This window comes from Undibacterium sp. RTI2.2, assembly GCF_035018705.1.
In the GTDB taxonomy this organism is placed as follows: domain Bacteria; phylum Pseudomonadota; class Gammaproteobacteria; order Burkholderiales; family Burkholderiaceae_D; genus Undibacterium.
In genome coordinates, this window is sequence record NZ_JASJXN010000064.1 from 1 (window position 1) to 12266 (window position 12266).

Genomic DNA, 12266 nt, shown 5'->3' on the forward strand with positions numbered 1-12266 from the left:
GCATCATTTTATTTTTTAAAAATTCAACCTTTGCTGAAACGGCTCTGATTAAGGCTGTCATGCAAAGGTCTCAGATACAAAGACACTTAGTAAATCTGTTAATAATTTTATTTTTCGTACTAATCGATATATTAGGAACCAAAATGACAAGTAATCAAAAATTAGATTTACCAAATATTCATGATGCTGAAAATGCAAGCGCATCGTTAGATTCCGACAAATATGACATGATTGAATTGAGTGACGGTTTAATACCTGATACAAAAAATATTCATGAAAAATCACAGAATTTAGAAGACCAGAAAGCTGATTCAGTTGATCGACTTACATGCGCCTTAGAGGTAAGTATTAAAACATTTGGAGATGTTTCAGAAAAACTATATCTGTCTCAAAAACAAATTTATAAAGTATTAAGAAAGAATGTAGGAGAGCGACCGCTTCAAACATTAACTGTCGCGTTCGCATTAGGCTATTTTGCTAGATATCTATTCAAATTGAAGGAATAGCGGCGACGTGTACTCAAATTTGTGTAATTGAGAGAATCAGAGGGAATACGATTCAGCAAATAGATGAGACGAAGAAGCGTTTCACATAAACGGAGATTATCGATTTTTTGTGGGAAGCCGTATTCAAATTGCTGCGCGCACTGTAAGACGAATTAGCGAGGAGTTTCTAGCTTTGCCTTTATTTGACTGCTTTGCTGCATTCCTCTCGCCAAAGGATTTGTTTAAAGAATGACGTAATGTCATCGAGCTAGACCAAAGAAATGAGAAATGAAATTTGCGAAACAAAGATAAACCGAATACGCTTTCAGCTTTCATCCCTCCGATCGCTACTATTTTTTTGACGAACGCTTTTAAACACTTTACGACGATCCGATTGTCCTAAAATGTGCAAAGGATCTCCGTTGGGAATGTCACTAATTAACCGATCAAATTCTTTCTTAACCACAACGTAGCACTCGCAAACTGCTTGTTCTAACTTAGGCCGATCAATCACATTAATCTGACCCCTCGCATATTGAATAAGTCCTTTTTTCTGTAATTTACCGGCAGCTTCCGTTACACCTTCTCTTCGGACCCCCAACATATTGGCGATGAGTTCTTGAGTCATGTGCACCGAATTACTTGGCAAACGGTCAATGCTTAATAATAGCCAACGGCAAAGTTGTTGCTCGATTGAATGATGTCGGTTGCAAACTGCAGTTTGTGTCATCTGAGTTATCAGAGCTTGAGTATATCGAAGTAGAAGGCGAAGCACCGGACCGCCTCTGTTGAATTCAATATTCAACAATTTTGCTTTTAGTCGATATGCTTGCCCAGCACTTTGCACTACGGCGTGGCTGGGGGTGGTCACTTCACCCATAAAAAGAGAAATCCCGAGAATACCCTCGTTACCCACAATGGCAATTTCTGCTGATGACCCGGACTCTAAGACGTAAAGTAGAGATACAACCGCTGTAGTGGGAAAATAGACACACTGCATTATGCTTCCGGGGCTATATAAAACTTCACCTAAACCCATATCGACAAGTTCTAAATCTTCAAGTAATCGATTGAACTCCGCGAGGGGCAATGCTGCGAGCAGAAGGTTCTGCTTTGGACCGTTCGAGAATGGCATTTGAGTATTATGGAATGAGTGCACATTTTACAAGAACAGAATATATTTTCTATAGCCTGGCTAAAGCAAGGTTAAGGAATTCGCTTTTCACCAAATAGCTTACATGGTCAAAAAGAAGTTTGTCTGTGCGTTATCGCTCACATAAATTTTTTACCATCATAATACTCAGTTTTATTTTTATTATTTGAGCATTTCGACATCAGAATAAATTTCTAAAAATTACCAATCATTTCACTTACCTATTCTTTCTCCAGTATTGACGAGTGGCATTAGGCATTCAAAATAATATTATCCATTGGAACATCAGATTTCAACCGATCTAATTCTGTCCTTATGACTCCATAGCATTCACAAACAGTTTTTTCTAATCCTAGACGGCTCAAAACTTCTATGGTGCCTCTGCTGTAATGAATAAGTCCGTCTTTTTGTAAATTTCTGGCAGCCATGACGACCCTTTCTCGTCTTATGCCTAACATATTTGCGATGACTTGTTGTGTCATATATAGCAAATCGTTTGTTGATCGATCTAAACTGAGCAACAACCATCGGCATATTTGTTGGTCAACAGAGTGGTATCGGTTACATATCGCAATTTGAGTCATTTGTATGATTAGTGCCTGACTATACCTAAGCAACAAATGTAATACTGGACCAGCACGACTGAATTCAGAAGCTAATATTGTTCCTTTGAGTCGATAGGCAAATCCTGCAATTTGGACTTCTACCGTCCTTGGTGTCGTTTCTTCACCCAAAACTAAGGAAATTCCTATTACTCCCTCTTTCCCAACGGAAGCTATTTCTGCAGCTGTTCCATCCTCTAATATGTACATAAAGGATACAACTGCTGTGGTTGGAAAGTACGCAAATTTAAAACCTTTGTCTGCTTCAATCAGAAAATCTCCTACAGATAAAGAGACCAATTCCAAATGGGCAAAAAGGCGATCAAATTCATCCAAAGGAAATGCAGCTAGAAGATGATTTTGTCTGGGGTTATGCGGGATCTGCATTAAGAATAGTTTCTATTTGCGGTGAACAATTACGCGAAGTGGATATTTTGGCTGAAGGGTCAGAGCCTATCATGTGAGGCAATAATTTTATGAGCGAAAAAACACAGATGGCGTCGCTCTAGCAAATACACCGCTGTCCTTTTGAATAACACAAATTGAGAGATAGTTAATCAAAATTAAAATCTCATATAAATTTGAACTATTTCCTTAAAACTCGCAAAGTTCGCACAGATCAATAGTGTCTATGGATAAATAAATTGATTTGGTAGAGAACTGCCTTTTTTTATTAACTGACGATTGAACCAACGAATTACTTTTGTCAGTCCAACTTGTTTCCGAATCAAAACAGGCTAGCGATTGGCTAGCCTTTATTTCTTATTTAGCTTCGTCAAAAATCAAAAACTATTTATTTGATTTAAGCCTAACTAGACTCTGAATTTATTAATCACATTGACGAAGAGTGACAGGCTTTTTCAGTACTTTTTTGCGCTGTAGCGCAACATCCCATCGCATTTTTTGAGCTCTCCTTCGCGTCGCTCACTTTGTTCTTTTCGTGAGATTCGGCGGCTTTCAAATGGTTTTTTGCTGCCTCTTGATGATCGGTCGCGGCTTGTTTATGTAGGGTGCTAGCTTCTTTAGTGTTAGTCATGATTTTTGATCCTCAATAATAGAAAGTTTTTTGAATTTCATTCTACAAGCCAGAACAAACGTGATCCCAGCAAGTGATCCAACATAGCCCACATTAAATGGTTTATCTGTTCGCTATCCAACATCAAAAGATATTTTTCTGGATACCCATTGCAATAAAATTCAAACAGATTTTTCTTCGCAGATTAATAGAAATTTATAAAAAGTAAGAGCAATCTTTTGAAAAATGAAAAAATTCAAATCTAGAAATATCTCACCTTAGAGAACGTACGAGTACTAATTTAGCGTAGAAGAATAAATTTAATTTAGTGGATAAAAACCCTCGATTTCTAACTTTCCTACGCGCGGCTCTACTCTTAATTTTGATTATTTTCTGTGAAACTAAAGTAGACGAAGGGCAATTAACACCAATAGCGTTTGGGGCTTATTGGATGGAAATATTAGTCTACATAATCAGAAAAATTATTTAGATAGATACAATTATTTGCGATATTCATCCTTAAAAATAGAAGTTGAAAACTTCTTAATCGTTTTATTCACGACGTGTGTTTGGATTTTATTGCCACTTGCAAATGATAGTTGCGAGGACTACTTACTCCAATGCACTTTTAAAAAAACTTTTTACGGTTATCACACTACTTTATTGGATAAAAGTGAGATACCGCACAGATAGGCTAACCCAGACTGACTAAGCTCAATATATACCCATTCTCGGGTATCAACGAGGAGATAGGAATGAAATCTGTATCTAAGAGTTTAAAAGGCGTCGCTTTACTTTTTTTTATATCAACACCGTTCTTATCGTTCGCTGCAGATAAGCCTGTAGCACCGATGCGGTCTGAAACGAAAAGCGCATCGAATGTTGATAATTCCGAAATGAATGTGAGAGATAAATCAAACGTAACTGCAACACCTCAAGATCAATCCAACAGTGCAGGAGACAGGAAATTATTGTCTCTAGTGCGACGCAATATCGTCCATGAGAAGTCCCTTTCAATGTCAGCCCACAACATAAAAATTATGACTTCAGACGGCGTTGTTACATTGCGTGGGCCAGTTAAAAATAAAGAAGAAAAAGTCAAATTAGAAAAAGTAACCCTTGACACTCCGGGTGTCAAATCAATCGATGATCAGCTAGACGTTAAAACTAACTAATTCAATTACTTGTTTGGAGAAAATCATGAAAAATGCAGTTTATTGTATCGCTCAAACTAGAGCACAAGCAGAATCAATTGTCGATCATCTCAAATCGGCAAGATTTAGTAGCGCGGAGATTTCTGTCCTTCTCCCTGATCAAAGCGGTACTCGGGATTTCGCCCATGAACAAAATACGAAAGTACCAGAAGGAACTGCCACTGGAGGTATAGCCGGTTTGGGAACTGGCGCTATCCTAGGCTGGCTCGCTGGCATCGGTACCTTAGCAATACCAGGTGTGGGTCCGTTTATCGCCGCTGGACCAATTATGGCTGCACTAGGTGGTGCCGCAGTTGGCGCTGCCGCCGGCGGTATTATAGGTGCTTTGGTTGGCATGGGAATTCCCGAGTATGAAGCGAAACTATTTGACGGAAAGATTAGAAATGGGAATGTATTGATTTCGGTTCATACTGAAAATCACGAACAAGTTAAAACGGTTAAGGAAATTTTTCAAAACGCTGGCGCCGAAGATATTAAGTCGACCTCTGAAGCTTCAGTTCCTAACTAATAGCTCGACAACTAACGGTTGAATTATTTCATTGTCTAGCTAAGCTTATTCGAAAAATAGTTCTGTCAGTTAACGCATGTGATGAATTTTAGCTGACGGAATTTTTCTAGTGTGCTGTGAAAATCTGATTAAAAATCTCTACGAAATACTAGAGTTTTTTTCTCTTTGACAAATACATAGGCTTTACAAGTGATCGAATAAAAAATCGTAGTGTGTGATTCCGCACATACCATTTCAAATGTATGGTTTATGGTGATAAAAATAATAAATGGATCTACATTTTATTGTTGTTCAGTACTTATTTTATTCAAACCGACTTTTTTTAGAGGTTGCCAACCATGCCAAACATTAAGAAATCTATCCCTAAAGTAGAAACTGACATTAATCGTAAGGTAACCTCTAAATCGACTGGCAATGGCGGGGAGTTACATCAGATCGCGGAAAAAAAACAATCTGACCTCACGACAAATCAAGGCGTAGCCGTTTCTGACAATCAAAATTCGTTGAAGGCAGGAGTTAACGGTCCTGCGCTGTTAGAAGATTTTATTTTGAGAGAAAAGATTACTCACTTCGATCATGAACGGATACCAGAACGAATTGTGCATGCAAGAGGAACTGGAGCTCATGGATTTTTTGAATTAACTCACTCCCTACAGAAGTTTACAACGGCAAAAATTCTTACTGAATTAAATACTCGCACACCTTTGTTTGCGCGATTTTCGACTGTAGCAGGTGGATCCGGTTCTGCAGACACACCAAGGGATGTGCGGGGATTCTCCGTCAAGTTTTATACATCCGAGGGTAATTGGGATTTAGTTGGAAATAACATTCCGGTGTTTTTCATTCAAGATGCGATTAAATTTCCGGATCTGATCCATGCAGTCAAAATGGAACCTGATCGTGGTTTTCCACAAGCCGCTACCGCGCATGACACGTTCTGGGATTTCATTTCGCTTACACCGGAAGCAATGCATATGGTGATGTGGATTATGTCAGATCGGACACTACCGCGATCGTTAAGCATGATGGAAGGGTTTGGGGTTCATTCTTTTCGCTTGATTGATCAGGACGGTAATTCAACTTTTGTGAAATTTCACTGGAGACCTAAATTAGGACTTCAATCTACCATCTGGGACGAAACCGTTAAAATTGCTGGAGCAGACCCCGATTTCCATCGTCGCGACCTATTTAATTCCATCAGTGTGGGTAATTTCCCCGAGTGGGAATTAGCAGTACAACTCTTCACCCAAGAAGAGGCTGACCAGTTCCCATTTGACCATCTTGACGCCACTAAACTGATTCCTGAAGAGCTAGTTCCATTGAAAGTAATAGGACGGATGGTTCTCAATAGATGGCCAAATAATTTCTTCGCTGAGACCGAACAGGTTGCCTTTTGTCCATCTCATGTTGTCCCAGGCATTGATTTCTCAAACGATCCTTTATTGCAAGGGCGTCTTTTTTCTTATCTCGATACGCAGCTATCCAGACTAGGTTCACCTAATTTCCATCAAATTCCTGTGAATGCGCCTAAATGTCCGTTTGGGAATCATCAACGTGATGGCCATATGCAAATGGCGCAACCCACTGGCAGAGTGTCTTATGAACCCAATACGCTATCGACGACGTCGCCGCGTGAGCAGCCTACAACCGGCTTTAAAAGTATGTCTGAACAGCTCAGTGGAACCAAAGGGAGGATTCGACCAGAAAGCTTTGCCGATCACTATAGCCAGGCGCGCCAATTTTATTTGAGTCAAAATAAATACGAACAATCGCATATTATCTCTGCCCTTGTTTTTGAATTATCAAAAGTTGAGCATCCACACATTCGAGAAGCAATGGTCGGTCATCTAAGGCACATCATCGGTGATCTAGCATTGCGTGTAGCAAATGGTTTGGGCATGGAAAATTTACCACCAGCGCCTGATATCGCAGCACCAGTTGTTGATCTTCCTTTAACCCCCGCGGTTGGGCTAATCGACAAAATGAAATCGACGTTATCAGGACGAGTCATCGGGATATTGATTTCTGATGGATCTGATGTAGAGATTTTAAAAACTGTTCAAACGGCAGTTATTAAAGCAGGCGCAACTTACAAGACTATTGCTCCAAAAATTAACGGCATCTATTTATCTGACACGACTGAAGCCAAAATTGATGGACAACTTGCAGGTAATCCATCAGTCATGTTTGATGCGATCGTCACGATCCTATCCAAAGAAGCTGGGAAAAAACTACAAAAAGATATGGCCACGACTTCATTCATCAGAGATGCATATAGCCATCTTAAGGCGATTGCTTTTGATGATGGAAGTAAAATTTTATTAGAAACGGCTGGAATAGAAAAGGATGCCGGAGTAATATCGATCGACAAAATACCAGATTTTTTGTCTGCGGCAAAGACACGCCAATGGAGCCGTGAAAAATCACTTCACCCAGCGATTTAATAGTTTTGATAAGTTGATTTTGCTAGCTATATTTTCTTTAGAAAAATATAAAAAAAGAAGCCAATTGTAAGCGCCTGGCCAACACAGGTTGACCTGGCATTATCTTGATGATGGAAATTATTGAGCGGGTTCCCAGCGATGAGGGAGCAATTCGCCAATGCGACTGAATGGATGTAACGGAAGCCTTTCCAGGACGTCCTTCATGTAAGCGTAGGGATCGTGGCCGTTAAGCCGAGCTGAGTGAATCAAACTCATAATTGCCGCAGCACGTTTGCCGGCGCGCAGACTTCCACTGAACATCCAATTTTTGCGTCCTAATGCGATGGGACGAATCTGGTTCTCAACCCAATTATTATCGATCGGAACCTGGGGATCGTTGAGGTAATGTGTCAACGCCGGCCAGCGATTCAAACTGTATTCGATTGCCTTGAAGGTAGCGCCGCCACTAGGCACCCGCTGGCGCTGGACCAGCAACCACTTATGCAGTGCATCTGCAACTGGCTTGGCCTGCGTTTGACGAATGGTCAGGCGTTGCTCTTCGTTGAGCAAGCTTGCTTCCCGTTCCACGCCATATAGACTGGCAAATAAATCCAGCACTTCACCCGCGATCTGACTGCTGTGATTCGCCCATAGTTCATGAAATCTGCGCCGCGCGTGCGCTATGCATCCTGCCTCCGTGATACCGGATCTGAACAGCACTTTGTAACCTGGAAAGTCATCGCAGACGAGGGTGCCCCGCCATCGATCCAGGAATTGTTCGGCATGCTTGCCACCCCGGCTTTCGGCAAAGTCGAAGACCACCGCCTTCATGCTACTTAGTGATGTGCTGCAATAACTCCACAGATAGGCCTTGTGCGTCTTGCCGTTCCCGGGTTTGAGCATTGGAAGCGGCGTCTCATCGGCATGCAGTACCGGGTGGGTCAATAATTCTTCTTTCAGCGCATCCACCAATGGCTGGAGCGCCACGCCGCAGCAGCCTACCCATTCGGTCAGCGTGGAGTCGGGAATGGCCAATCCTGCCCGTTCGAAGATGCCGCTCTGACGATACAGCGGCAAGTGGTCAGCATATTTGGCGACCAACACCTGAGCCAGCAATCCGGAGGTCGGGATACCCTTATCGATGATCTGCGCAGGAACTGGTGCCTGCACCAGTGTTTCGCATTGATGGCATACCCACTTGCCACGCACATGACGTTCCACCGTGAACACGCCAGGTTGGTAATCGAGTTTCTCGGACACGTCCTCACCGATACGTTTCATTTGGCAACCACACCGGCACAGCGTGGAATCCGGTTCGTGATGAATATCGGTGCGCGGCAGTTCTGCCGGTAGCCGGACACGCTTGGGTTGTTGCTTGGTTGGTTCTGCCGCGGGATTGGCCAGCGCCAGTTGCTCAATTTCGGCAGCGACAGCGGCCAAGTCGACGTCGAGAGTTTCAAACAGTTCACGCTGTTGTTCGCCGGTATAGGCTTCGCTGGTCACGGCAAATTTCTGACGTTTGAGAATGGCCAGCTCATGGGTGAGTTTGGCGTTCATTGCCTGCTGATGAATCAGCAGCTGAACCAGCTGTTCCTTAGTGTATTGTTCGATGGTAGCGGCAAAGCTCATGTCTGGAAGTGTGCCAGACCCGAGGTGATTTGATCAAAGACGTTTACAGACGTTTACATCTTTGTGGCCTCGGCACTACAGCACGGATATCGCATGGTCATAGGTTAAATTCTCCCATGGTAGTCCGGTCACCAATGCGCGAAGTTGATCGTGGTTGAGGTCGACACAAACTGTTGTGCCGTTGTTCCAGACAAACCTGCCTTTATTCAGGCGGCGTGTTGCTAGCCAAATACCAAATCCGTCATAGACCAAGACCTTGATGCGTGTCGAGCGTTTGTTGGCAAACAAATAGGCATGATGAGGGCGTGCTGCACCGAACACCTTGACCACCCTGGCCAGAGCAGTGTCCATGCCGACGCGCATATCTATCGGTTCGGTCGCCAGCCAGATCGACTCGATCCGGATCATCGTAACCAGTTCTGCAGCCAACCGGCACATTCAGCAGCAGAGGCACTCGGCCAGCGAACCGTGATGGTTGCTGCGCCTCGCCTGACTTCGATAACAATATCCTGCGTCGCAACGGTTTCGGGTTTCCCCGCCAATTGAAGCGGGATAAATTCCGCTACTGGTCTGACTGCCGACGATCCTGGTTGTTCCATTGCCGTCGCCCGTTCATGGGCTGTCAGCCAAGTTCGCAGCATATTGGCGTTCAAGCGGTAATGCAACGCAATCGCTGCAATCGACACACCAGGCTGCTGACATGCCTTGATTACCTGGGCTTTAAATTCTGCGCTGTGGCGCTATTAAATCTGGTTCATTCATCGTGTACATGTGTCCATTAATTACGTGGACACGATACTCTGTGATTTAACGCAGGGACTCAAGATGGGGTCGCTATGTTCTTACAGCCAATTGTGTTTAATTTTAGTATATCTAAAGAACGTATTTGATGGAATAGAGAGATGCCTAACTCAAGTACATATTTGAATTAAATTAAATGGGTACACTTTACAAAGATAATAAAAACGGAGACTAAAAAATCGTCTCCATTTTTATTTCAAAGCACGGAATTATCTAATTAAGGCTTCAATTGTCCCCGGATTTCTCCATCCTTATTTTCTGCGCTATGAACATTGACATAAAGATTTCCTGCTTTGTAACTTGCATACTGTTCTTCGGTAAGTATTGATCCTGATGGCACTGCCCAACTGCCATCACCAGACTTGACTAAGGTAATAATCGGCGGACCTTTTCTTCCTTCAGCGCCCAAATGTATGTGAGCCATCGTTCCAGCCAACCCGGTAGTCATAACCATACCGCTCACAGTTCTGTCCTTGTTGACGATGATACTCCCCGAGCCCTGCGCAGAAGTTTGCACTGCCGGAGTTTCTTCTGATCCTACCAAATTTACTTTTGTTTCAGTTGCATAAGCGGAACTAACGCTAAGAAATACACTACAGCCTAACAATAATGCACTCAATTTAGTTCGCGAATACTTTTTTGAGAACTGGCTTTTCATTGCGAGCTCCTCGACGTGTCATAGAAATTATGTAAATTTTCAATCCAAGTACTATCGGCCATGTCTGGCCAGTGATCTGAATCAAAGCCAGGAGCATTTTCGAAACGCTCCTTCTGTATGTTCAATACAAACCGCTTATTTTCAGTATCTAGTTTAAGTGCGCTCCATGGAACTGCAAAGAGTTTTGCGCCTATGGTAAATAGGCCACCGTGAGCAAGAACGGCGTAAGCCACTTTACCTGTTCGTACATCAAGCATGATTTCTTTTATTTCCCCTAAATGCTCATCCTCAGCGTTATGAACATTATCGCCAATCAGGGTATTAGCTCCCATTAATTCAGGGCCAGGACCTTTATTATTACCCGATCCATTTATCGCATACATACCCAAGGTATCGCGTGATTCGTAATTCATATTAGTTCTCCTCTCAATTGAATGAGATTGTAGATTGAACTTTCTTCTTATTCATGTCCGTTCGATACCGCACAAAAATAAACAATATGAAATTAATGAAGTTTTCTCTTAGGAAATTATTTCTTGCCCTCTGTAAAAATAGTTTTTAACAAATGTGAGACAGCGCACATACAGCATCGTCGATGATCAATATGCTCAGGCTGGTCTTTGTTGTTACCTCGCTTTTTTTGGAGATATTTATGCCGCTCAAAATTACAGATGCAATCAGCCTTCTAGTCTCAGATCATCAAACGGTAAAGGCTTTATTTGAACAATTTAACGAACTAAGTGACCGATCAAAGGTAAGCAAAAAAAAGGTTGCGGATGCAATTTGTCGTGCTCTACTAATTCATGCACAGATCGAAGAGGAAATATTCTATCCTGCGGTCAAAGAAGTAATAGAAAGTGATGAGTTAATGGATGAAGCGGAGGTAGAGCATGCGAGTGCTAAAGAGTTGATCGAACAAATTCAGGACATGGATCCAGATGATGATTTATATGATGCAAAAGTGAAAGTGCTCTCCGAACAAATCGAACACCATGTTAGGGAAGAAGAGGATGAAATGTTTCCTTCGGTCCGAAAAACGAGATTAGATCTAGTAACCCTCGGTGAAGAAATGAGCGAACGGAAGGAGCAACTTTAAATTTCCAATATGGCTTCACTCAGACTTTACCGTTCAAATGAAAATAAAACTAACGACGAAATACATGCAGAGCACATGCACAATCATTCTAATGGAGCAAATATGCTTGCAGTTGATAACGATCATTCATCCGGTGAAAGAATTTCAGGAGTCTCATGGGCTGCCATCTTGGCAGGTGCGATGGCGGCCGCGGCGCTTTCATTAATATTATTAATGTTAGGTGCTGGTTTGGGTCTGTCTACCATATCGCCTTGGTCTTATAACGCCTCTGTAATGGGTATCTCAGCGATTGCATGGATTACGTTTATGCAGCTTGCGGCATCCGGAGTTGGCGGATATTTAGCAGGTAGGTTGCGAAGTAAATGGAGTAACGTGCACGATAACGAAGTGTATTTTAGAGATACCGCTCACGGGTTTCTTGCATGGGCTGTTGCGTCCTTAGTGACAGTCGGCTTATTCGCAAGTGCGACTCAAAGTATTCTCAGCGATGTGTCAAATGTGGGCGCTAGTACAGTCAACGCAACAGCAACTACGGCGAATAATATGAAGAATACTTCCGTAGATTATTTTTCAGATATGTTGTTGCGTTCAGACGATGGTTCTGTAGTGTTGGCGCGCACTCAATATTGACCAGATAAACGCAGTTATACGCACTGAATATTGACCAGGTAAATTAACCTAT

The 12266-nt window shown here is 42.4% G+C and carries 14 protein-coding genes; 6 read left to right on the top strand and 8 right to left on the bottom strand.

Annotated elements, in window-relative coordinates:
- Positions 1 to 506: hypothetical protein (locus tag QN395_RS20090; RefSeq protein ID WP_323492960.1), on the top strand; the 506-nt coding region annotated here is incomplete at its 5' end.
- Positions 507 to 810: 304 nt separating this feature from the next.
- On the opposite strand, the gene QN395_RS20095 is transcribed toward QN395_RS20090, so the two are convergent.
- The 3 genes from QN395_RS20095 to QN395_RS20105 form a co-directional block, all read right to left on the bottom strand.
- The gene (locus QN395_RS20095; protein WP_323492961.1) at positions 811 to 1620 is read right to left on the bottom strand and encodes a Crp/Fnr family transcriptional regulator; all 810 of its coding nucleotides are present in this window, start codon (positions 1618 to 1620) and stop codon (positions 811 to 813) included.
- A 269-nt stretch (positions 1621 to 1889) separates the two neighbouring features.
- Positions 1890 to 2627 carry a Crp/Fnr family transcriptional regulator gene (locus tag QN395_RS20100; RefSeq protein WP_322121734.1) on the bottom strand — a complete coding sequence of 246 codons (738 nt, stop codon included), beginning with the start codon at positions 2625 to 2627 and terminating at the stop codon, positions 1890 to 1892.
- A 445-nt stretch (positions 2628 to 3072) separates the two neighbouring features.
- Complete coding sequence (locus QN395_RS20105) at positions 3073 to 3276, bottom strand: hypothetical protein (protein ID WP_322121733.1); 204 nt, start codon at positions 3274 to 3276, stop codon at positions 3073 to 3075.
- Between the two features lie 734 nt (positions 3277 to 4010).
- Between QN395_RS20105 and QN395_RS20110 the strand changes: the two genes are divergently transcribed.
- The 3 genes from QN395_RS20110 (at position 4011) to QN395_RS20120 (ending at position 7421) form a co-directional block, all read left to right on the top strand.
- Positions 4011 to 4430: a BON domain-containing protein gene (locus tag QN395_RS20110; RefSeq protein ID WP_322121732.1), complete on the top strand. Its 420-nt coding sequence runs from the start codon at positions 4011 to 4013 to the stop codon at positions 4428 to 4430.
- Positions 4431 to 4455: 25 nt separating this feature from the next.
- Positions 4456 to 4977 carry a hypothetical protein gene (locus QN395_RS20115; RefSeq protein ID WP_322121731.1) on the top strand — a complete coding sequence of 174 codons (522 nt, stop codon included), beginning with the start codon at positions 4456 to 4458 and terminating at the stop codon, positions 4975 to 4977.
- 338 nt (positions 4978 to 5315) lie between these two features.
- On the top strand, positions 5316 to 7421 hold the full coding sequence (locus QN395_RS20120; RefSeq protein ID WP_322121730.1) for a catalase: 2106 nt from the start codon (positions 5316 to 5318) through the stop codon (positions 7419 to 7421).
- Between the two features lie 117 nt (positions 7422 to 7538).
- Here the strand turns inward: QN395_RS20120 and tnpC are convergent, their stop codons facing one another.
- The 5 genes from tnpC to QN395_RS20145 form a co-directional block, all read right to left on the bottom strand.
- Entirely contained in the window at positions 7539 to 9029 is a 1491-nt protein-coding gene (gene tnpC, locus QN395_RS20125; protein WP_322121729.1) for an IS66 family transposase, read from the bottom strand.
- A 75-nt stretch (positions 9030 to 9104) separates the two neighbouring features.
- Positions 9105 to 9437, bottom strand: a complete 333-nt coding sequence (gene tnpB, locus QN395_RS20130) for an IS66 family insertion sequence element accessory protein TnpB (RefSeq protein WP_323492902.1) — start codon at positions 9435 to 9437, stop codon at positions 9105 to 9107.
- Positions 9434 to 9715 carry an IS66 family insertion sequence element accessory protein TnpB gene (locus QN395_RS20135; protein ID WP_322121727.1) on the bottom strand — a complete coding sequence of 94 codons (282 nt, stop codon included), beginning with the start codon at positions 9713 to 9715 and terminating at the stop codon, positions 9434 to 9436. Before QN395_RS20135 ends, tnpB begins: the two co-directional genes overlap by 4 nt.
- Positions 9716 to 10047: 332 nt before the next feature.
- Entirely contained in the window at positions 10048 to 10488 is a 441-nt protein-coding gene (locus QN395_RS20140; RefSeq protein WP_322121726.1) for a CHRD domain-containing protein, read from the bottom strand.
- The gene (locus QN395_RS20145; RefSeq protein WP_322121725.1) at positions 10485 to 10901 is read right to left on the bottom strand and encodes a PRC-barrel domain-containing protein; all 417 of its coding nucleotides are present in this window, start codon (positions 10899 to 10901) and stop codon (positions 10485 to 10487) included. The genes QN395_RS20140 and QN395_RS20145 overlap by 4 nt, the downstream gene beginning before the upstream one ends.
- 239 nt (positions 10902 to 11140) lie before the next feature.
- Here QN395_RS20145 and QN395_RS20150 point away from each other — a divergent pair, with 239 nt between their 5' ends.
- A complete protein-coding gene (locus QN395_RS20150; RefSeq protein WP_322121724.1) occupies positions 11141 to 11584 on the top strand; it encodes a hemerythrin domain-containing protein in 444 nt (147 codons plus the stop codon).
- Between the two features lie 102 nt (positions 11585 to 11686).
- Positions 11687 to 12214, top strand: a complete 528-nt coding sequence (locus QN395_RS20155; RefSeq protein ID WP_323492903.1) for a hypothetical protein — start codon at positions 11687 to 11689, stop codon at positions 12212 to 12214.
- The last annotated feature ends 52 nt before the right edge of the window (positions 12215 to 12266 follow it).